The 20562-nt window shown below is 71.8% G+C and carries 18 protein-coding genes; 11 read left to right on the top strand and 7 right to left on the bottom strand.

Going from position 1 to position 20562, the window contains the following annotated elements; genetic code table 11:
- Nucleotides 1-84 precede the first annotated feature (84 nt).
- The 4 genes from OG927_RS19715 (at nt 85) to OG927_RS19700 (ending at nt 5036) form a co-directional block, all read left to right on the top strand.
- On the top strand, nt 85-510 hold the full coding sequence (locus OG927_RS19715; protein WP_330320560.1) for an ATP-binding protein: 426 nt from the start codon (nt 85-87) through the stop codon (nt 508-510).
- A gap of 281 nt (nt 511-791) precedes the next feature.
- Nucleotides 792-1769 (top strand): helix-turn-helix domain-containing protein, encoded by a 978-nt coding sequence (locus tag OG927_RS19710; protein ID WP_209469906.1) that lies wholly within the window; start codon nt 792-794, stop codon nt 1767-1769.
- Nucleotides 1770-1806: 37 nt separating this feature from the next.
- On the top strand, nt 1807-2691 hold the full coding sequence (locus tag OG927_RS19705) for an RpnC/YadD family protein (RefSeq protein ID WP_319104871.1): 885 nt from the start codon (nt 1807-1809) through the stop codon (nt 2689-2691).
- 254 nt (nt 2692-2945) lie between these two features.
- Nucleotides 2946-5036, top strand: coding sequence for a PIG-L family deacetylase (locus OG927_RS19700; RefSeq protein WP_330321334.1), 2091 nt, complete (start codon nt 2946-2948; stop codon nt 5034-5036).
- A 41-nt stretch (nt 5037-5077) separates the two neighbouring features.
- Here OG927_RS19700 and OG927_RS19695 read toward each other — a convergent pair whose 3' ends face one another.
- The 3 genes from OG927_RS19695 to OG927_RS19685 all read right to left on the bottom strand — a co-directional run bounded on the left by OG927_RS19695 (nt 5078) and on the right by OG927_RS19685 (nt 6526).
- Entirely contained in the window at nt 5078-5680 is a 603-nt protein-coding gene (locus tag OG927_RS19695) for a response regulator transcription factor (RefSeq protein WP_319104873.1), read from the bottom strand.
- On the bottom strand, nt 5658-5975 hold the full coding sequence (locus OG927_RS19690) for a hypothetical protein (protein ID WP_063887964.1): 318 nt from the start codon (nt 5973-5975) through the stop codon (nt 5658-5660). Before OG927_RS19690 ends, OG927_RS19695 begins: the two co-directional genes overlap by 23 nt.
- Before the next feature lie 341 nt (nt 5976-6316).
- Nucleotides 6317-6526, bottom strand: a complete 210-nt coding sequence (locus OG927_RS19685; protein WP_056796618.1) for a hypothetical protein — start codon at nt 6524-6526, stop codon at nt 6317-6319.
- 243 nt (nt 6527-6769) lie between these two features.
- Between OG927_RS19685 and OG927_RS19680 the strand changes: the two genes are divergently transcribed.
- Nucleotides 6770-7867 (top strand): sensor histidine kinase, encoded by a 1098-nt coding sequence (locus tag OG927_RS19680; protein WP_330320559.1) that lies wholly within the window; start codon nt 6770-6772, stop codon nt 7865-7867.
- Between the two features lie 155 nt (nt 7868-8022).
- On the opposite strand, the gene tuf is transcribed toward OG927_RS19680, so the two are convergent.
- The 4 genes from tuf to rpsL all read right to left on the bottom strand — a co-directional run bounded on the left by tuf (nt 8023) and on the right by rpsL (nt 12376).
- Nucleotides 8023-9216, bottom strand: a complete 1194-nt coding sequence (gene tuf, locus OG927_RS19675; protein WP_056796624.1) for an elongation factor Tu — start codon at nt 9214-9216, stop codon at nt 8023-8025.
- Nucleotides 9217-9363: 147 nt separating this feature from the next.
- Entirely contained in the window at nt 9364-11493 is a 2130-nt protein-coding gene (gene fusA / locus OG927_RS19670; protein ID WP_056796628.1) for an elongation factor G, read from the bottom strand.
- A 38-nt stretch (nt 11494-11531) separates the two neighbouring features.
- On the bottom strand, nt 11532-12002 hold the full coding sequence (rpsG, locus tag OG927_RS19665) for a 30S ribosomal protein S7 (protein WP_014154599.1): 471 nt from the start codon (nt 12000-12002) through the stop codon (nt 11532-11534).
- Nucleotides 12003-12004: 2 nt separating this feature from the next.
- On the bottom strand, nt 12005-12376 hold the full coding sequence (rpsL, locus tag OG927_RS19660; RefSeq protein ID WP_003948652.1) for a 30S ribosomal protein S12: 372 nt from the start codon (nt 12374-12376) through the stop codon (nt 12005-12007).
- Nucleotides 12377-12869: 493 nt separating this feature from the next.
- Here rpsL and OG927_RS19655 point away from each other — a divergent pair, with 493 nt between their 5' ends.
- The 6 genes from OG927_RS19655 to OG927_RS19630 all read left to right on the top strand — a co-directional run bounded on the left by OG927_RS19655 (nt 12870) and on the right by OG927_RS19630 (nt 20514).
- Nucleotides 12870-13586, top strand: a complete 717-nt coding sequence (locus tag OG927_RS19655) for a Crp/Fnr family transcriptional regulator (protein WP_330320558.1) — start codon at nt 12870-12872, stop codon at nt 13584-13586.
- 134 nt (nt 13587-13720) lie between these two features.
- Nucleotides 13721-14656, top strand: coding sequence for a hypothetical protein (locus OG927_RS19650; protein WP_330320557.1), 936 nt, complete (start codon nt 13721-13723; stop codon nt 14654-14656).
- Nucleotides 14653-16893 (top strand): hypothetical protein, encoded by a 2241-nt coding sequence (locus OG927_RS19645; RefSeq protein WP_330320556.1) that lies wholly within the window; start codon nt 14653-14655, stop codon nt 16891-16893. The genes OG927_RS19650 and OG927_RS19645 overlap by 4 nt, the downstream gene beginning before the upstream one ends.
- 32 nt (nt 16894-16925) lie before the next feature.
- Nucleotides 16926-18536, top strand: a complete 1611-nt coding sequence (locus tag OG927_RS19640; protein ID WP_330320555.1) for a hypothetical protein — start codon at nt 16926-16928, stop codon at nt 18534-18536.
- The gene (locus OG927_RS19635) at nt 18533-19057 is read left to right on the top strand and encodes a Pycsar system effector family protein (protein WP_056796641.1); all 525 of its coding nucleotides are present in this window, start codon (nt 18533-18535) and stop codon (nt 19055-19057) included. The genes OG927_RS19640 and OG927_RS19635 overlap by 4 nt, the downstream gene beginning before the upstream one ends.
- A gap of 53 nt (nt 19058-19110) precedes the next feature.
- Entirely contained in the window at nt 19111-20514 is a 1404-nt protein-coding gene (locus OG927_RS19630) for a M48 family metalloprotease (protein ID WP_330320554.1), read from the top strand.
- Nucleotides 20515-20562: the final 48 nt, after the last annotated feature.

Below are 20562 nucleotides of genomic sequence, written 5' to 3'. Positions count from 1 at the left end.
CGATCGGGACCACACCCGGACAAGAACACTCGGCACGGACGTCACTCCTTCCGGCGGGGGCACGGGGCGACCACGCTGAGTGACGTGAACCGAGAAACCACCCGAACCGAACGGTCCGCTCCCACCCGGGAGTTCACCGTGCTGCTGTCACCGACCCGGCGTGCGGCCCGGCTCGCCCGGCTGCTCACCACCGCGCATCTGGGTGACTGGGGACTGCCGACGGAGGCAGCCGCGCAGATCGTCGCCGAGCTGGCCAATAACGCCATGCTCCACGGCCGCCTACCGGGCCGGGACTTCCGGCTGCGCCTGGCGGCCCACTGCGACGGGCTGCTGCGGATCGAGGTCACCGACACCCGGGGCGAGCGGCTGCCGCAGCCTGCCGCCTCTGCACCGGACGCGGAGACCGGGCGAGGCCTGCTGATCGTGGAGGCGCTCGCCGACCGCTGGGGCGTGATCCCGGGCCCTCTCCCGCGCAAGACCGTCTGGGCCGAGATCGACCCCGCGCCGTGACCGCCCCCACCGGGTCGCGGAGGCCCACGACCCGGTGGTCCGCGACCCGGCTCGCCACGACGCATAAAGCTTTGAAGAACTGGAAGAAACAACCTTCCCCACCCCAACCCGACCCCACCCACCACCCGGTCACTCACACGGGTGAATTAGGGCAACTGGGCTGGATTTGCGGCGGGTTGCCGGGCATATGCTCGCCCCGACAACCACAGACATGCGACGGCCCCCGGCGGGACAGCAATCCCGACCGAGGGCCTGACCACGAGGAAGTAAGAGGCTTCCCGATGGGTACCCAGCAGGTTAGCGCGCCCCCGTGCGCCCCGTCCCCCGTCTCCGGGGGCATCCCGCCCTCGTCCGGCGTCATGCACGACAACGTCCGGCACGCGTCGGGTTTCACCGTCATCGGCAACCATCTCGCCCAGCATCGAGGCCTCTCGCTCGTCGCCCTCGGGCTCGCCGTGCACATCCAGTCGCTGCCCGCCGGGGCGAAGGTCGGCATCAAGGTCCTCGCAGGCCGCTTTCCGGAGAGCGAGACCCGCATCGCCGCCGCCCTGCGGGAGCTCGAGGCCACCGGCTACCTCCACCGCAGCCGCGTACGCCTCCCCGACGGGCGCGTCGTCACTCGTACCGTCTCGTACAACCGGCCAGGCGCCGAGGCTCCGGCCCCCACGATCCCCCGGCAGCGTGCCGGTCGCGCCGCAGCCCCCGCAGCCCCCGCAGCTCCTGCGGCCCCTGCATCTCCCGTACCACCGCGCGCCCCGGCACCCGCGACCGAACGACCCCCGCCCACGTCGGTGCCGCTGCCCGCGCCCGTCCACGGACCGGCTCCCACCGCACGCACGGCTCCGCCACCGCCGCTGCCCCAGCCGCGGGAGGCCGTACCGGAGCTGCACCGGGCCGCCGCCGCGATCCTCGCCGACCTGCGCCGCCACGCGCCGCAGCTCGTGCTCTCCGAGCGCGACGTCCTGGCCCTCACCCCCGGCGTCGCCACCTGGCTCGAACGCGACGCCCACCCGGACACCGTCCGCCAGGCCCTCGTCACCGACCTGCCCTTCCCCCTGAAGCACCCGGCGAAGCTCCTGCGACACCGCGTCACCACGCTTCTGCCGCCACCGCTGCCCGGGACGCAGGAGCTCGCACCCGTACGCAGCGGAGTCCTCGTCATCCCGCTCCAGAACTGCGACACCTGCGACCGGGCCTTCCGCTCCCGCCATCCGGGCCACTGCCGCGGCTGCCGACCCGATCTGCCCACGGCGGCCTGACGACCGAGAACACCACCCGCGACCCGAACGGACCTCCATGGTCAGCTCACCGCACGAAGCCATGCACCGGATCTTCCAGGAGTACCCCAGCCTGTTCTCGCGCCTCTCCGAAGTGCTCGGGGTCGACTTTCCGCAGTCGACCTCCACCCGGGTCGAACCCACAGACCTCACCGAAACGTGGCCCATCGAACGCAGGGTCGACACCCTCCTCCGCATCGAAACGGAGAATGACGGGCCCTTCCTCCTCGCCATCGAGGCCCAGGGCAGGAAGGACCCCGACAAGTTCGCCAGCTGGGCGTACTACTTCACCTACCTGCTGGAGAAGTACCGTCTGCCCACCATGCTGCTGATCGTCTGCCAGGACCGCGCCACCGCCCAATGGGCGGCCCGTCCGGTCCCGCTCGGCGCACCCCAGTGGCCCGCGATGACCTTGCACCCGCTGGTAGCGGGACCGCACAACATTCCGGTCATCACCGACGTGGCCGAGGCCCGCAAGGACCTCGCGCTGGCCACGCTGTCCGCCATCACACATGCCGGTGATCCGGACGTCGGTGTGATACTGAAAACGGTGTCTGCCGCGCTTCGAGACACCCCGGACGCAGTCGCAGAGCCCATCGTCGAACTCATCGCACAAGGCCTGGGCAACCGTCCGGCCGCACAACAATGGAGGAACCTGGTGGCCGTGGACCTCTCTTTCTACAAGTCACCCCTCTCGGAAGAAATCCGGGACGAAGGCCGAGAAGAGGGCCGGACCGAAGGCCAGGCGAAGAGCCTGCTCCTGGTCCTCGCCGCGCGCGGCGTCGAGGTCGACGACGAGACCCGCGAGAAGATCACCGGCTGCGGCGACCCCCAGCTCCTCAGCCACTGGCTCAACCGTGCCGCCACCGCGTCCACCACCGAGGAAGTGTTCGCCCGGGGCTAGGGTCCTTCGCCGGATCAGGCTGGATCAGGGAGCCGGGCCCGGTGCCGTGCATCGCGGCGCGGGGCGTCGCCGGCCGACGAGGTGCGGCACCGGGCACGCGGGCCCGACATGATCCGGGCGAGCGGCCCCGGCCGCACTCCGGCCGCCGGGCAGGCAACCCGGACGGGCTGATCGCCGTCTGACCCCTCGCGAGAGCGCAGCACCGGGCCATGAGGTGCCCATCCGCTGCGGGGGGAGCGGACGACGTGCACAGCATGAGGGACCAACTCGGCCTGCCCGGAAACGGTGAGCGGCTCGACCGGCCACGGCGCGGGGCGGCACCACGCGTGCGGCGACGGGCCCTGCTCACGGCCGCCGCCCTGGGATCCGCGCTCACCGCCTGCTCCGTGCCGCCGCCCCGGCGCACCGACCCTCCCCCGGACCCGGCACCCGGATTCCCGATCAGCACCGGGCGGCGGGCCCTGCTGATGCAGATCCTCGCCCACCCCGACGACGACCTGTACTTCATGAACCCGGACACCCGGCTGGCCGTCGACGCCGGTACGCCACTGGTCTGCGTCTACCTCACGGCGGGCGAGGCGGACGGTGTCAACAGGGTCCCGGGTGCTCCGCGCCCCGCACCGGACAAGGGCGCCTACTCCTCCGCCCGCCACCAGGGACTGCGCCAGGCGTACGCGACACTGCTCGGCCTGGAGAAGTTCGCGCCCTGGGAGACATCCGTCGCCGAGCTCGACGGCGGCCGACGGGCCGAGGTGAACACCCTCACCGCCGGGGCACGACGGGTCGAGCTGGTCTTCCTCAACACGGCCATGCACACCGGCCGTCACCGGCCGGGGCTCCCGAGCCTCTGGCAGGACCGGCGGCTCGTGCTGCGTACCGTCGTCGCCGACGGGTCACCTCTGACCAGGGCCGGTTCGTACACGTACGACGGACTCGTCGACGTACTCGCCGGGCTGCTGGAGAATTACCGGCCGACCGTCGTACACACCCTGGACCCCGATCCCGACATCCAGCGCAGCCCCGAGGCAGTCCGCCGCGCGGACAGCGAGCAGCCCGGGTACTCCGACCACCCCGACCACACCGCGGCCGCCTGTTTCGCCTGGGCCGCGATGATCCGCTGGGTGGCCCGGACGACGGCGCGCGGCGGGGACGTACCCGGTTTCGTCACCACCTCCTACCGCGGGTACTACAACCGGCACTGGCCCAAGAACCTGCCGCCGGTGGTGCTGTCCGCGAAGGCCGCGCACCTCGTCCCGTACGGCGGCTCGCCGGACTGGGAGTGCGGGAACGCGGCAGGCTGCGGCGACTACAACGTGGGCGGCGACCGTCCGCTGACCAACAGGAAGGGGTGGGTCCGCTCCACCCACCACCGGTACCCGGGCGCCCGGGTCGCCGTCTCCGCCGACCCCGACGGGCGACTCGCCGCGCACGCGGTGCTGGGGCTGCGGGTCGTACGGTGGCGCGAGACGGAGCCGGGCAGCGGGGTCTGGGGGCCGCCGCACGACCTCGGCGGGGGTCCGCTGGCACCGGTGCTGGGCTCGACGACCACGGCCGGCGGCCGACTGCTGCTGTTCGGGCTCCGCTTCGCGGCGCTCGGCGGGCACGGCGGTGACAACGAGCGCGAGATCGTGGTGCTGGAGCAGCGCGCTCCGGGCGGCGGCTTCCTCGCCTGGCGCGGTCTCGGCACCCCCTCGCCCGGGCCGGACGGGGGGCGGCGTATCGGTGTGCCCGTCGCGGTCACGGCGCCCGACGGTCGCATCCACCTCTTCGTCCGCAACGCGGAGAAGGGCCTCAGCACCCGGGTACGGGAGGGGGACGGCCGGTGGAGCGGATGGCGTGACATGGGCGGCGGCGAGGTCCAGGACGGTTTCAGCGCCGTGGTGGACGGCGAGGGGCGGGTCCATGTGCACGGGGCCGGCCACCACGCGGTGCACCACTGGACGCAGGACGGGCCGGGCCACGCACTGACCGCTCGCACCCAGATCGACGCGGGCCCGGTGCCCGGCACTCCCCCGGCCGCCCTGCCCGCCGCCGACGGATCCGTGGACCTCTTCTACCGCGCCGAGGCCGGGGCCGCGCTGGTCTCCGTGCACGCGGGAGGCACGGCGGAGCTGCCCGGTTCCGACGGGTACGGCCCGGTCACGGCAGCCGTCTCGCCGCACGGCCCGGCACTGCTCGGCCGCTCCGGTGAGGGGCTGCTCCAGCTCCGTACGGCGGCGGGCGTCCTCATGCGTACCGGGGGCCGGGCCGCCCTGGACGGGCCGGCCCTTCACATCGGCGAGGCGGGGCGGCCGACTGTGGCGGGGCTGGGCACGGACGCGCTGCCGTGGCTCTGGCGCCCGTAGACGGCCGCGACGCAGGGGGTCCCGCCCGCCCCTCGGTCCGGCTACAGCCAGCCGTGGTCCTCGGCGATGCGGACGGCGTCGACCAGCGTGCGGGCGTGCAGCTTGCCGACGGCGGAGGACAGCCGGTTGCGTACGGTCCCCAGGCTCAGGAAGAGGTCGGCGGCGATCTCCCGCGCGTGCGCGCCGGAGGCGGTCAGCCGCAGTGCCTCCGCCTCACCGTCCGTCAGCGGGCTGGGCCGGGAGCGCAGGGCGTCCCGCATCCGGGGGTCGATCACCCGGCCGCCCCCGGCGACCCGCCGGATGGCGTCCGACAGCTCGGCCGGGGCCGCCGTCTTGAGGAGGAAGCCGGCGGCGCCCGCCGCCAGTACCCGTTCCAGATGTCCGGGCCGGTCCAGTGCCGTGAGCATCAGGGAGCGGCAGTCAGGCATCCGTTCGGCGAGCTCACCCGCCACCGTGATGCCGTCCGCTCCCGGCAGGTCGATGTCGAGGAGCGCCACATCCGGGCACAGGCGCCGGGCCTCGTCCAGCGCGTCCCGGCCGTCGGCGGCCTCACCGACGACCTGTATGCCGATCTCCCTCGCCAGCAGGGCCGTCAGCCCGGCCCGCACGACGGCGTGGTCCTCAACCACCAGCACCTTGATCATGGGCCCGATTATCACCGGTCTCCGCGGCCCGCCGGCCCGGCCCGTCAGGCTCGGTGCCGGTCCGCTCCGGGCCTCCGGACTCCCGGCCGGCCGCCCCGGCCCGGGCTTCGGCGATCGCTCGGCGCACCAACCGGACCGCCACCAGCGAGCCGATCAGGGCCGGCACGAACGGCACCAGCGTCCAGGGTCCGGCCACCACCACGGACACGAAGGCCGCCCCGTGCACCAGCACCGCGAGCACCCATACGGCGGCGGTCTCGACCCGCTCACGTCGTGTGAGCACACTGGCCGCCATGAGTCCCCCTGCTCGCACCCGCCCGATGCGCGCTACGCGGTCCAGGCAGCACGTCGGACCCATCCGACCACGTGGCGGGCCGCAGCGGGAGTGAAATGTTCACGCGTCGGCGGGCCCGGCGTGGTCGGTCACGCGTCGGTGGACCGGGCGTGGTCGTTCACGTGTCGGACGGGGCCCGGCGTGGTCATTCACTCCTCGGGCGGGCCCGGCGTGGTCCTTCGCTCATCGGCGGGCCGGACGCGGTGGCGACGCGGTGGCGAGGCCCACCGCGCCGGGCGGGTGGCACCGGCGGTCTCACCGCTCCGGGTGCTCGGCCCCGGGGCGGGCCGCGAACTCCGACGTCAGCCGTTCCGGCCGGTGGCGCGTCCCGTCTTCCTGTGGAGCAGGCCGCCACGGATCTCCTTGACGGCACCGGCGAGTATGCAGACGGCCAGGACGATCTCGCCCGCCCCCAACAGCGGCGACCAGCCGGATTCCTGGACCCGGTCGATCCCGCCGACGGCCATGAAGGGGACGAAGAAGAGCAGTGAGGTCAGTCGGTAGTCGCGCATGGGATCTTCCCTTCATCCGGGCTCGGCACTCCCGTGCCCGGCCCGCCTCTCCCGGATGGACCTCTTCCGGTCCACGGCACCTGTTGCCGGAGGTCGCCCCGGGCGGAGTCGGTCCGGGCCGGCGAACCACAGAAATGATCTTCGACGGCCCACGGTTGGGCCACAATGATGCGGGCCGGCCGAGGGACAGGGGACCACATGTGCGGGACGCTCCGTCGGGCCCCTCGGCCGCAGGGCTCCCCGGTGGCGCTCGGGGCACTGGTGGTCCTGGTCGTCTGCTCACTGGCCCTGGTCGCCCAGGAGGTCGCCGGCTCCCACCTCAGCAGGCGCTCGGTGACCACCGGCCTGTCGCTGCTGGTGCTGATGCCCGCCGTGTTACTCGGCCAGTACGCGCCACCGCCCTACCGGCTTCCGTACCGCTGGCGGTGGGGACTCCTGATGATCCAGGCACTGCTCACCTACCTGCCTCTGCTGCTCTTCCACTACCGGTGGCTCAGCCTGATGGGCTTCCTCGCCGGAGCGGTGCTGCTCACCCTGCCGCCGGCCCGGTCCTTACCGGTCGCCCTGCTGGTGGTCGTCAGCGGACCCCTGCTGGTGCACACGGGCCTGGTCCGCACCGACCGCGGGGCGATCGGCGTCCTGCTCAGTACGGTGATCACGGCCAGCACCGTCTTCGCCGTCGGCCATCTCGCCCTGCTCTCGGCCCGTCTGCACGGCAGCCGCGAGCAGGCGGCGCGGCTGGCCGAACAGCGGGCGCAGGCGCGGATGCGCCAGGACCTGCACGACCTGGCGGGCTCGTCCCTCTCTGCGATCGTGGTGCAGGGCGAGGCGGCGCTGCGTACCCGCCCCGAGGACTCTCCCCCCGACCCGTCGCGGCAGGCACTCACCGAGATCGTCGCGCACGCCCGCCGCCTGCACGCGGAGATACGGGCCATCGGCCTCCCGGACGACGAGGGCTCCTCGCTCAGCGAGGAGCTGACCCACGTCCAGCGCCTGCTGACCGGTTCCGGCGTCGCGGTGCGCACCGTGCTGCGTCCGCACGCCGTGCCGGATCCGGCGGTGTCGGCGTGCCTCCGCTTCGTACTGCGCGAGGCGGTGGGCAATGTCCTCCAGCACAGCAGGGCCGCCCTGTGCGAGATAGAGCTGCGGTCCGACGCCTCCGGAATCCGTCTCCTGGTGCGCAACGACGGCGTCCCCGCCGGGACGCCCGCTCCGGAGCCCGGCCGGCCGGGCACCGGCCTGGCCGGACTCCGCTACCGGGTGCTCACGCTGGGCGGGACGCTGCACACCCGGCGGCAGGACGACACCTTCGCCGTGATCGCGTTCCTTCCCGGCGGCTGACCGGCCGGTAGCGGACCGGTCGGCAGCGGACCAGCAGCTGACCGGCAGCGCAGCGCACCCCGCACACGGCGAAGGGCCCCGCACCTCTCGCGAGAGGTGCGGGGCCCTTCTTGGTGCTCTGTGCGGAGCTACCAGGTCAGACGATCAAGCAGGAACTACTTGATGATCTTGGTGACCTGGCCGGCGCCCACGGTCCGGCCACCCTCACGGATGGCGAACTTCAGGCCCTCTTCCATGGCGACCGGCTGGATCAGCGCGACGTCCATGAGGGTGTTGTCACCCGGCATGACCATCTCGGTGCCCTCGGGGAGGGTCACAACGCCCGTCACGTCCGTGGTACGGAAGTAGAACTGCGGGCGGTAGTTGTTGAAGAAGGGGGTGTGACGGCCACCCTCGTCCTTCGACAGGATGTAGGCCTGGGCCTGGAAGTCGGTGTGCGGCGTGACCGAACCCGGCTTGATGATGACCTGGCCGCGCTCGACGTCCTCGCGCTTGATGCCACGGAGGAGCAGACCGACGTTCTCACCGGCCTGGCCCTCGTCGAGCAGCTTGCGGAACATCTCGATGCCGGTGACCGTGGTGGTGGTCTTCTCGGTCTTGATACCGACGATGTCGACGGTCTCGTTGACCTTCAGGACACCACGCTCGATGCGGCCGGTGACGACCGTACCGCGACCGGTGATCGTGAAGACGTCCTCGATGGGCATGAGGAACGGCTTCTCGACGTCACGCTCGGGCTGCGGGATGGACTCGTCCACGGCAGCCATGAGGTCGAGAACGGTCTGACCCCACTCGGCGTCGCCCTCGAGAGCCTTGAGCGCCGAGACCTTGACGACCGGAAGGTCGTCGCCCGGGAACTCGTACTCGGAGAGGAGCTCACGAACCTCGAGCTCGACGAGCTCCAGGATCTCCTCGTCGTCCACCATGTCGGCCTTGTTCAGGGCGACGACGATGTACGGAACGCCGACCTGGCGGGCCAGGAGCACGTGCTCCTTGGTCTGCGGCATCGGGCCGTCGGTGGCGGCGACGACGAGGATGGCGCCGTCCATCTGCGCCGCACCCGTGATCATGTTCTTGATGTAGTCGGCGTGACCCGGGCAGTCGACGTGCGCGTAGTGACGCGACTCCGTCTGGTACTCGACGTGCGCGATCGAGATCGTGATACCGCGCTGACGCTCCTCAGGAGCCTTGTCGATCTGGTCGAAGGCCGAGGCCTCGTTCAGGTCCGGGTACGCGTCGTGCAGCACCTTGGTAATGGCGGCCGTGAGGGTCGTCTTACCGTGGTCAATGTGACCGATGGTGCCGATGTTGACGTGCGGCTTAGTCCGCTCGAACTTTGCCTTCGCCACTGGGGTCCTCCTGAGTGGTTCTGTACGCCTTGCTTCATCGGCGCCAGGTGATCTTTGCTGGAATGCCGGTGCCGGGGGCATTCGCCGCGGTGCGACGAATGCCCGTCCGGGCTCCGGTGACAAGCCTAAAGCGTGGACTCGGAAGAGTTACTCGCCCTTGGCCTTCGCGATGATCTCCTCGGCGACGTTCCGCGGAACCTCGGCGTAGGAGTCGAACTGCATCGAGTAGCTTGCGCGACCCGAGGTCTTGCTGCGGAGGTCTCCGACGTAGCCGAACATCTCCGAGAGGGGCACGAGGCCCTTCACGACGCGAGCGCCGCTGCGCTCCTCCATGGCCTGGATCTGGCCACGGCGGGAGTTGAGGTCGCCGATGACATCGCCCATGTAGTCCTCGGGCGTGGTGACCTCGACGGCCATCATCGGCTCGAGGAGCACGGGGGACGCCTTGCGGGCACCCTCCTTGAACGCCTGCGAACCGGCGATCTTGAAGGCGAGCTCCGAGGAGTCGACCTCGTGGTAACCACCGTCGAGAAGGGTGACGCGGACGCCGACCATCTCGTAACCGGCCAGGATGCCGAACTGCATGGCTTCCTGGGCACCCGCGTCCACCGAGGGAATGTACTCACGGGGGATGCGGCCACCGGTGACCTTGTTGACGAACTCGTAGGAGGCGTCGCCACCCTCGATGGGCTCGAGGGCGATCTGCACCTTCGCGAACTGGCCGGTACCACCAGTCTGCTTCTTGTGCGTGTAGTCGATGCGCTCGACGGTCTTGCGGATCGTCTCGCGGTACGCGACCTGGGGCTTGCCGACGTTCGCCTCGACGCGGAACTCGCGCTTCATGCGGTCGACGAGCACCTCGAGGTGAAGCTCGCCCATACCACCGATGATGGTCTGGCCGGTCTCCTCGTCGGAGTGCACCTGGAAGGAGGGGTCCTCCTCCGAGAGACGCTGGATGGCTACACCCAGCTTCTCCTGGTCACCCTTGGACTTGGGCTCGATGGCGACCTGAATGACCGGCGCCGGGAAGTCCATGGACTCCAGGATGACCGGGTTCTTGTCGTCACACAGCGTCTCACCGGTGGTGGTCTGCTTCAGGCCCATGACGGCGACGATGTCGCCGGCGCCCACCGAGGGGATCTCCTCACGCTTGTTCGCGTGCATACGGTAGATCTTCCCGATGCGCTCCTTCTTGCCCTTGACCGAGTTCAGCACCGCGGTGCCGGCCTCGAGGCGACCGGAGTAGATCCGGACGAAGGTGAGCTTGCCCAGGTGCGGGTCGCTCGCGATCTTGAACGCCAGGCCGGAGAACGGCTCGTCGTCCGAGGGCTTCCGCTGGATGACCTTCTCCGGGTCCTTGACGTCGTGGCCTTCGATGGCCTCGACGTCCAGGGGGGAAGGCAGGTAGCGGACGACCGCGTCGAGCAGGGGCTGGACGCCCTTGTTCTTGAACGCGGTGCCACAGAACACCGGGGTGACCGTGACGGAGTCGGCCGTGCCCTTCGACGCGAGGGTGATCCGACGGATCGCCTCGTGCAGCTGGTCCTGGGTGGGCTCGACGCCCTCCAGGTACAGCTCCATCATCTCGTCGTCGTTCTCCGAGACGGCCTCGAGGAGCTTGCCGCGCCATTCCTCGGCGGCTTCCTTGAGGTTGTCCGGGATCTCGACGGTGTCGTACATCTCGCCCTTGACGGCCTCTTCGGGGTAAACGAAGGCCTTCATGGTCACGAGGTCGACGACGCCGCGGAAGTCGGCCTCGGCGCCGATGGGGAGCTGCATGACGATCGGGACCGCGCCGAGGCGCTGGACGATCATGTCGACGCAACGAAGGAAGTCGGCACCGGTGCGGTCGAGCTTGTTGACGAAGCAGATACGCGGCACGCCGTAGCGGTCCGCCTGACGCCAGACGGTCTCGGACTGCGGCTCGACGCCCGCCACACCGTCGAACACGGTGACGGCACCGTCGAGGACGCGGAGCGAACGCTCCACCTCGACGGTGAAGTCGACGTGACCCGGGGTGTCAATGATGTTGATCGTGTGGTCAACATCATTGAGCGGCCAGTGACAGGTCGTCGCGGCCGACGTGATCGTGATGCCGCGCTCCTGCTCCTGCTCCATCCAGTCCATCGTGGCTGCGCCGTCGTGGACTTCACCGATCTTGTACGAAACGCCGGTGTAGAAGAGGATCCGCTCGGTGGTGGTCGTCTTGCCCGCGTCGATGTGGGCCATGATCCCAATGTTGCGGACCTTGGCCAGGTCAAGCGAAGTGGTGGCCATAAGGCTCAATCTTCTCTCGGTCTCGATGGGGTGAGCGACTACCAGCGGTAGTGCGCGAAGGCCTTGTTCGACTCGGCCATCTTGTGCGTGTCCTCGCGCTTCTTGACGGCAGCGCCAAGACCGTTGGAGGCGTCGAGCAGCTCGTTCATGAGCCGCTCGGTCATCGTCTTCTCACGACGGGCGCGGGAGTAACCCACGATCCAGCGCAGGGAGAGGGTGGCGGCGCGGCCGGGCTTGACCTCGATCGGCACCTGGTAGGTGGCGCCACCGACACGGCGGGACTTGACCTCGAGCGAGGGCTTGACGTTCTCAAGCGCGCGCTTCAGCGTGATGACCGGGTCAGCGCCGGTCTTCTCGCGGAGGCCTTCCATGGCGCCGTACACGATCCGCTCGGCGGTGGAACGCTTGCCGTCGAGGAGGATCTTGTTGATCAGCGAGGTGACAAGAGGAGAGCTGTAGACCGGGTCGATGATGACCGGGCGCTTCGGGGCGGGGCCCTTACGAGGCATTCTTACTTCTCCTTCTTGGCGCCGTAGCGGCTGCGGGCCTGCTTGCGGTTCTTGACACCCTGGGTGTCGAGCGAGCCGCGGATGATCTTGTAACGAACACCCGGCAGGTCCTTCACACGGCCACCACGCACGAGCACGATGGAGTGCTCCTGCAGGTTGTGTCCCTCACCCGGGATGTAGGCCGTGACCTCGATACCGGAGGTCAGACGCACACGCGCGACCTTACGGAGCGCCGAGTTCGGCTTCTTCGGGGTGGTCGTGAACACACGCGTGCAGACGCCACGACGCTGGGGCGAACCCTCGAGCGCGGGCGTCTTGTTCTTCTCGACCTTGTCCTGCCGGCCCTTCCGGACCAGCTGCTGGATCGTAGGCACTACTTCTCCGGTTTCTGTGTGCCGTTCGTTGAAACTAACCTGGAACACTCGCCGACCCACGCGGTCGGGTGTGTCGAACACTGCAAGCTCCTGCCGTGAGGCAGGCGGAGCGCAGATTGCGGTGGCCACTTACGGACTCGCCATGCGGTTGAGGACACGCACCCGAGCCCAGGCACACCCCAGGCACAAGGCTTGAGCGTACCTACCTCACGGAGCTGGGTCAAAACAAATGCCGTGGAGTGCGGCGTGCGGGGCCCCCGGGAACACCCCGGCACGTCACCAAGGGCCAAAACCGGCTTTCTCCCGGCGGACGGCGTTCACTGCCAGTAGTTTGACCTGCCCGCTGCGTCGGCGGGAGAGCCGCCGGCGCGGCCGCCTCGACAGCGGGACGGGCACGGGGTCCCGCTGTCGCGACGGCGGGACGGGTGCGGGGCCGAGGACGGGCCGTCCGCACCGGAGCGGGACAGCCGACGCGTGATGTTCAGGGGGCACGATGACCATGCTGGATCCGCCGGGGGGCCACGGGCTGGACGACCGCGTTCCCTTTCTCGCCAGGCTGGAGCGGGCGGACCGCACCGCACTGCTCGCACTGGGCAGCGTGCTCCGCTTCGGGACGAGGTCCGCGCTCATCCACCAGCAGGAGCCGTCCTCGCACGTCCTGCTGATCACCGAGGGCTGGACCAAGGTCACCGCCTCCGCGGCGAACGGCTACGAGGCTCTCCTCGCCCTGCGCGGCCCCGGGGACATCGTCGGGGAGTCGTCGGCCCTGACCGGCCGCGCGAGGTCGGCCACCGTCACCGCGCTGGAACCGGTGAAGGCGGTGGCGGTGGAGCACGACCTGTTCAGGGAGTACCTGTCCCGCTCCCCCGCCGCGTCCTTCACCCTGCTCGGGCTGACGTCCGACCGGACCAGGGCCGCCGACCGCCGACGGCTGGAGTTCGCCTCCCTGACCGTGCGGGAACGATTCGCCGTACTGCTGCTCGACCTGGCTCGCACCCACGGTGTCCGTACTCCGGAGGGAATCGAGCTCACCGTGCCGTTGAGCAAGCAGGAGCTCGCGGGTTCTGTCGGGGCGTCCCGGGAGATGGTGCAGCGGCTGCTCAGGGACCTGCGCGCCCGGCAGGTGGTGTCGACCGGTCGGCGGACCCTGCTCATCCTCCGCCCGGACGTCCTGCGCCGGATAGCCCGGTCCCAGGACCCCGGGGACTGACCCGGGGCTCCCCACTCGGGCCCCGCCCCGACCGTATGTACACACGGTCACACTTCCAGTGGGTCATCTGCCCTCACCGGTACGGTCCCGGCGGGCCCAGGCTGCTGCCACTCGCAGATCACCGAGAGGCAGCCATGACCGATCCCGTGAGCCGCACCATCCTGCTGTTCGACATCGAGCGCTTCAGCGACCGCGACGACATCGAGCAGAACTACCTGCGGCGCATGCTCTACGACATCGCCGACCGCACGCTCACGGCGGCCGGGATCGGGGAGGACCGGCGGATCCGCGCCGACCGGGGCGACGCGGTCATGGAGTTGATCGACGCGAACGCCTCGGTGACCGCACTGCTGCGGGCGCTGCTGACCGAGACCCCCGTACAGCTGCACGGGGTCAACCGGATGGCTTCGAGCAGCGCCCAGATCCGGCTGCGGGCCGTCCTGGCCACGGGGTACGTCGCGATCGACGAGCGGGACGGCTGGGTGGGGTCCGACCTGAACCACGCCTGCCGGCTGCTGGACGGGGACGTACTGAGGGCGGCGCTGCGCGAGCGTACGGGCGATCTCGCGCTGTGCGTGTCCGAGGACGTGCACCGCGGGATCGTGCGGCACGGACACCCCGGCATCGTGCCGGAAGAGTTCCGCCCCGTCACCGTGGCCGGCAAGAACGGGCCGATGAAGGCCTGGCTGCACGGCACGGTGCCAGGGGCGGGAACGGCCGCGGCGGCGGACGGGGGCGCCGCGGCCGGTACGGCGGAGGCGGCGCACGGGGGCGTCGCCTCCGCCACGGGGGAAGCGGCGCACGGGGGCGTCGCGGGCGGGTCGCCGGAGGGGGCGGACGGGGGTCCCTCCGGCGGCCCGGCGTCGGGGGCGGGAGGCGCCGCCGTGTTCCACTTCCACGGCGGCGCCCCCTCCTTCGGCGGCAGTCTCGTCGGCGGTGACCTGCACGGAGTGAGCGGCGGGTTCGTCGCCGGCGACGTCGTGCTCGGCAGCACCGGCGACGGCCGGCCCGAGGGCCCCCGCGACCCCCGTCCCTCCGACGGACCCTCGGACGGAAGTGCCCGCCGATGATCCAGGACCCGTCCGGGCCGGACGGCGACGGGCCCGCCCATGCCTCGGCCACCCCCGGCGCCGCGTCCACGGCGGCGCCCGACGCGGAGGCACCACAGCCGGGGGACGGCTCGCCCTCCCCCGCGTCTGACGTGCCGGAGGAAGAGGAGGAACAGCCGCAGGACGCCTGGAGCGCACGACGCGACCTCTACGCGCACAGCCCGGGGATCATGGTCGGCGCGTCGGCCCGCTTCGCGGGCGGGCTGAGCGGCCGTGACCAGCACGGTGTCAGCGGCGGACACGTCGTGGGTGACGTGATCATGGGCAGCAAGACCGAGATCTACCAGCTCGGGGTGGCCGGCGACACGCACACCTCGGGCCTGGTTCCGCAGGACAGCCTGGACCGGACGGCGGCCCTGTTCGTCCCCGGCGGGGACGGGGCGGCGTTCGCCGCGCTCGTGGAACGGCTGCGGGCCGAGCGTGTCCTGGTGCTCTCCGGCCGGCACTTCAGCGGCCGGCGCACCGCCGCCCTGATGCTGCTGAACCGGCTGGGTGCCACTCCCGTGCGCTCCCTCGACCGCGACATCGCCCCCGCCTCGCTGGCCGGGCTGCTCGACGGAGCCCGGGGCCACGTGCTCTGCGACCTCGCCCTCCGCCGCGATCAGCCCCTGCGCGACACGCATCTGCTGGCCCTGCGGGAGCGCCTCGTCGAGCAGGACGCCCATCTGGTCATCACCGTGGACACGGCCGCGGCGCTGGAGGACGTGGCCGTCGCGCAGTGGCAGCCCCCGCGGTCGCGTGCCGTCCTGGAGGCCCATCTGGCGGCACTGCTGGAGGGCTCCGGCGACGTCGGGGCGGACGCCGGAGCGCTGCTGGAGCACAGCGCCGTCAAGGAGTTCCTCGACCGGGGCCACCAACTGCGCGAGGTGGCCGCGTTCGCCCGGCTGCTGGCCCGCGTCGCCCTCGGCCGGGCCGCCGGGCAGGACCTGGACCGCTTCTCGCTCGCGGCCCTGGAGAGCCAGGTCGAGGAGTGGTTCGGCGATCCGTCGGCCTCCCTCTCCGACAAGGCCTTCCTCGTCTCGCTCGCCGCCTTCAACGAGGCCCCGTACGCCCTGACCGCCGAGCTGAGCGATGTGCTGTACGCGCTGCTCCAGAAGACCGAGGACCCCTCGAAACCGCCCCGCGTACCCGTCTTCGGCAACGCGGCGAGCGGCCGGCTCGACCGGGCGCGGGCCGAGCGGTACGAGGAGAACGAGGTGACCGAGTGGGGCCCGGTCGCCCAGCGCAAGGCCCGGTACCGCGACGACCGCGCCGCCCTCGTCCTGCTGCGCGAGGTGTGGACCGGCCATCCGTCGGCCCGCCCGGCCCTGGTGGCCTGGCTGGACAGGCTGGCCGACGACGGGCGCCCTCTCGTGCGGACCCGTGCGGCCTCGACCGCGGCCGTGCTCGCCGCGGCGGACCTGCCGTCGGCGATGGCTCTCGTCATCAGCCGCTGGGCCACCTCGCGGCGCTATCGCCATCGGCTCGTCGCGGTCAACGCCCTCACGCTGGCCCACTTTCTCGGAGCCCCCAACATCCAGAGGATCCTGGGGAGTTGGTGCACCGGCGGCGACCGCAGGGAACGCTGGACGGCGATCCGCACCTACGCCCTGATCGGCCCCGCCCATCCGACGGAGGCCCTGCACGCCCTGCGCTCCGCCGCGCGTACGCACTTCGCGGCGGGCGACGGACGGGGCGACGACACCACCGGGCTCGCCGAGGAGGTCGACGAACTGGCGTCGTCCGTAGCCCTGCTGCTGCTCTCCCCGGCCGGCGGGCAGGTGCTCGCCGAGATGGGTCGCTGGCTGAATGACGACCCCGCCCTGCGCGACCTCGCCCTGCGCGCCTTCCTTTCCGCGTGCGCGCACCCCGAGGACGACGATCCGACGGCTTCGGCGGCCCCGCTGCTCGAGTGGTACGCGCTGGCGTCCGCGGCGCGCGCGGCACAGGCCCGGGGCCTCGCGGACCTGTGGACGACCGCCCTCCGCGACCGCCACCACACGGACGACGCCCTCACCGTCCTGCGCACGTGGACGTGGTCGGCGGACCGTGTCCCCCGCGCGGAGGCCGCCCTGGCCACCCTGCTCCCCGATCTCGTCGGGACCGACACCGACCGCAGGCGGCTCGCCCACCTGCTGCGCACGATGCCCGCCGAGGACGGCGGTACGACGCCGCCGCCGGTCGCGGGCCGGCTGCTGGCCGTCGTCGATCCCGGCTGAACCAGCCGCACCCGTCAAGGAGAAGAGTCCCGATGGCCGACTTCCGCCGTCCGCCCGAATGGCAGCAGAGCGCCGACCGCCACACACAGCTGACCGATCCGGTGCTGACCGTGCGGCAGCTGACGCGCTTCGAGTACGTGACCCGCAAGCCGGTCACCCAGGTCGATCACGCGCTGGTGTTCGTCACCGCCAGGGGCGAGTACGACACCTTCCTGCCTCCCCACCGCCCCGCACGCGCGGACATGGCGACCCGGCGCTACACCGCGGTCTACGAGGTGGACATGGGGATCCATCCGGTGCGGGCGGAGCTCGCCCTGCCCAGCGACAACGACGCGTTCGAGTTCGGCGTGGCGGTCGACCTGTCCTGGCAGGTACGGGAGCCCGACGTGTTCGTCAGGAGCGGCCACCGCCACGTCCCCGAACTCCTGCTCGGCGAGCTGCAGCAGGCCGCGCGGCCGGTCACCCGGACGTACCCCGTCCACCGCAGTGCCGAGGCGGAACAGGCGGTGCTGCGGGCGGTCGAGGCGCAGGGCGTGCTGGGCGCGACGGCCGGACTCCTGGTCACGTGGACCGTGCGGGTCCGCCGGGACGACGACAACATCGCGCACGAGAAGCGCAAGCAGGCCATCGAGCACCAGAGCGCGGAGCAGGTCCTCATCGCCCGGCGCGGCATGGACATCGATCTGGAGGCCGACCTCCGCTCCCGGCAGCAGGACCTGCTCCTGGCGGGACGGTCCCTCGAACACCAGCGGCAGCAGCACGAACTGGCCATGCAGCAGCAGGCGCTCCAGCACCAGCACGCGCTGCTCGCGGGCCGCCAGGACCTGGAGCTGCAGGCCCTGCAGGCACAGAAGATCAATTTCTACGCCTACCACCTCCAGCACGGCGGTGTGCACGCCTGGGCGCTCCACCTCTCCGAGCACCCGGAGGACTCCCGACTGGTGATGCAGTCCATGCGCGACGACCAGCTGCGCCTCATCCAGCAGCAGAAGGAGCTGGTCTCGGAGCTGCTCGGGGGCAAGCACGCGGAGGCGTTCGAGCTGGACGGGCCGAAGGAGCTCGCGCTCAGGACCGTCACCGAGATCCTCGCGCAGCGGTTGCCCGGTGTGGCGGACACCGTACCGACCCCGGTCCCGCCCGCCCCGCTCCCACCGGCGGACGCCGTACCTCCCGAGCCGGCGCTCCCGCCCGCCCCGCACGCACCTGCGGACGCCGCACCACCCGCGCCGCCCGGCACCGCTCCCGGACAGCCCGGCACCGCTCCGCCCTCGGCCGAATCCGGCCCCCCGCTCGCCGGGGCTGCGGTCCACGGCACGGCGCTCTTCGACGGGTACGTACCGCCGCCCACCGCCCTCGGACCGTATCCGGGGCGGCAGCCGCTCCACGGTCCGCCGCTCACGGCCCCGCCCGGACCGTCCGTGCCACCGCCGTACGGCTTTCCGCCCCCGCAGCCTCCCGCCGCGCCCGCCACACGGGCCGCGAGCCCGCCCCCGATGCCCGCCATGCCCTTCACGGCCCCGTCACAGGGTCCCGTCACCCCGCGGAGCCTCGTCCCCCCTCACGACACCGCCCCCTCGCAGGAGCCCGTCACCGGGCCCCAGGACGAGCCCTCCGCCACGGACCGCGAAGGCAGGCCGTCATGACCGCCGAACCGGCCGGAGTCCCCACGGAGGCGGCCTCCCTGGAGGCGGCGGTCCGGCTGCTCACCGACGCCCGCAGCGAGATCGCACGCGCCGACAGCAAGGCCGCGGTACTCGCCGGGGCACTGGGGGTGACGGTGGGTGTCCTCAGCGGCTTCCTGTCGGCCAGGCGCTGGCGCCCGTGGGACCTCAGCGGATTCAGCAGCGTGCTGTGGTGGGCCGGGGCCTGCTGCGTGGCGCTGGCGCTGCTGTCCCTGCTCATGGCGATCCTGCCCAGGTACCGGCCGAGCTCCTGGGCACCGGGGCAGCCGCTCACCTACTTCGCCGACACCCGGCGGGCCTCGTCCCAGGGCCTGCTCGCACAGGCCCTGGCCGACACGGCCCGGTCCCCGGCCGACGCCCTGCTCGTCTCGCTGGCGGAGACCAGCCGCATCGTCGCGGACAAGCACCGCTGGATACGGATCGGCCTGGCCGCCTTCTTCCTCAGCACCGTCTTCTTCCCGGTCGCGGGGCTCCTGGGCTGAGCCGCCCGGCCAGTCAGCCCGCACCCGCGCCGCACACCCGAGGAGCAAGCCCGATGACCCACTCTCCCGGCCAGGACATACCCCCGCCGCCGACGTACCCCGGACACCCGGTCGAACCGGCTGCCTCCTTGCCCCTGCCCGAGCACCCGGACACCTCCGCACCCGCGTACCCGGGCACACCGGACGGCACCCCGCCCCCACCCGACACCCCGGACAGACCGCTCGCCTCCGCACCCGCACCCGCGTACCCGGGCACAGCGGACGACGCCGCACCGCCACCGGCGTACCCCGCCGCACCGGCCGTCACCGCACCACCACCCGCGTACCCGGGCACACCGGCCGTCACCGCACCACCACCCGCATACCCGGGCACACCGGACGACACCCCACCCCTGTATCCCGGCGCGCCCGTGAGCGCCGCACCCGCGTACCCCCGTGACCCGGCGCCTCCCCCGCCCCCCGGGCAGCTCGGCCCGGCCCCGGACCCGCTGCCGGGCCGGCCGGAGCAGCACCCCCACCAGATGGACTTCGAGCAGCGGCGCGTCCATCTCACCGCCCGCCAACGGGGCGCGGACGCCACCGCACTGAGCCGGCTGCTCGTCCAGGTGCCCGCGTTCCTCTGCAGCCTCGCCGTGGTGACCGGCTTCGCGAGTGCGTTCTTCGGGTCGGCGGCCTGGCTGCCCGTCACCGTCTGGGTGCTCAGCGGCGCCCTGGTCTTCCACCGCCCCACGGAGAGCTTCCTCGCCCGCAGGCTGCTGCGGCTGCGCGTCCCGACGCCTGCCGAACGGGCCCGGCTGGAGCCGGTGTGGCGCGAGGTCACGGCGCGGGCGGGAGTCGACCACCAGCGGTACGAGCTGTGGATCGAGGAGAGCGACGACATCAACGCGTACGCCGCGGCCGGCCACATCGTCGGCGTCACCACCTTCTCGCTGAACCACCTGCCCAACGGGCAGCTGGCCGCCGCACTCGCACACGAACTCGGCCACCACACGGGCGGCCACGCCTGGGCCTCCCTGCTGGGCCAGTGGTACGCGCAGCCGGCCGAGCTGACCTGGCGGGCGATACGCGCGATGTCGCGGTTCGCGCTGCGCGTGGCACGCGTCATCTCGCTGCCCGCGACGGGCGTCCTGGTCCTGCTGTTCGGCTGCGGACTGCTGGCCCTCGTCGCGGCGGCCTGGATGGTCCTCCTGCCGATGGCGGTCGCTCCGTACCTGCTGGCCCTGGTCAACAGGAGGGCCGAGCTCCGGGCGGACGCCCACGCGGCCGGCCTCGGCTTCGCACACCCCCTCGCCGGGGTCCTGCACACCATGCGGGCGCACGAGGAGGCCCGGTACGCGGCTGCGGGGCCCCGCGCCCCCCGCGCCGCCGGTCTCGCCAAGCTGCTGTCCTCGCACCCCGACTACGCGGACCGGCTCCAGCGCCTCCAGCCCTACCTGGACGAACGTCCCCCGCGCTGACCCCGGACACGCCGAAGGGCGGCCACCCCGTACGCAACGGGGTGACCG

The organism is Streptomyces clavifer, assembly GCF_036345975.1.
Lineage (GTDB): Bacteria > Actinomycetota > Actinomycetes > Streptomycetales > Streptomycetaceae > Streptomyces > Streptomyces clavifer.
This window is presented reverse-complemented; position numbering and strand designations above follow the sequence as displayed.

What these genes read in the sequence shown, in the direction of transcription:
- OG927_RS19695 (WP_319104873.1), bottom strand. Translation starts at nt 5,680, where the DNA reads ATGATCAAGGTGCTGGTGGTTGAGGACCACGCCGTCGTGCGGGCCGGG.
- OG927_RS19630 (WP_330320554.1), top strand. Translation starts at nt 19,111, where the DNA reads ATGACCCACTCTCCCGGCCAGGACATACCCCCGCCGCCGACGTACCCC.
- OG927_RS19685 (WP_056796618.1), bottom strand. Translation starts at nt 6,526, where the DNA reads ATGCGCGACTACCGACTGACCTCACTGCTCTTCTTCGTCCCCTTCATG.
- OG927_RS19650 (WP_330320557.1), top strand. Translation starts at nt 13,721, where the DNA reads ATGACCGATCCCGTGAGCCGCACCATCCTGCTGTTCGACATCGAGCGC.
- rpsG (WP_014154599.1), bottom strand. Translation starts at nt 12,002, where the DNA reads ATGCCTCGTAAGGGCCCCGCCCCGAAGCGCCCGGTCATCATCGACCCG.
- fusA (WP_056796628.1), bottom strand. Translation starts at nt 11,493, where the DNA reads ATGGCCACCACTTCGCTTGACCTGGCCAAGGTCCGCAACATTGGGATC.
- OG927_RS19700 (WP_330321334.1), top strand. Translation starts at nt 2,946, where the DNA reads ATGAGGGACCAACTCGGCCTGCCCGGAAACGGTGAGCGGCTCGACCGG.
- OG927_RS19640 (WP_330320555.1), top strand. Translation starts at nt 16,926, where the DNA reads ATGGCCGACTTCCGCCGTCCGCCCGAATGGCAGCAGAGCGCCGACCGC.
- OG927_RS19690 (WP_063887964.1), bottom strand. Translation starts at nt 5,975, where the DNA reads ATGGCGGCCAGTGTGCTCACACGACGTGAGCGGGTCGAGACCGCCGCC.
- OG927_RS19645 (WP_330320556.1), top strand. Translation starts at nt 14,653, where the DNA reads ATGATCCAGGACCCGTCCGGGCCGGACGGCGACGGGCCCGCCCATGCC.
- OG927_RS19705 (WP_319104871.1), top strand. Translation starts at nt 1,807, where the DNA reads ATGGTCAGCTCACCGCACGAAGCCATGCACCGGATCTTCCAGGAGTAC.
- OG927_RS19655 (WP_330320558.1), top strand. Translation starts at nt 12,870, where the DNA reads ATGACCATGCTGGATCCGCCGGGGGGCCACGGGCTGGACGACCGCGTT.
- OG927_RS19710 (WP_209469906.1), top strand. Translation starts at nt 792, where the DNA reads ATGGGTACCCAGCAGGTTAGCGCGCCCCCGTGCGCCCCGTCCCCCGTC.
- OG927_RS19635 (WP_056796641.1), top strand. Translation starts at nt 18,533, where the DNA reads ATGACCGCCGAACCGGCCGGAGTCCCCACGGAGGCGGCCTCCCTGGAG.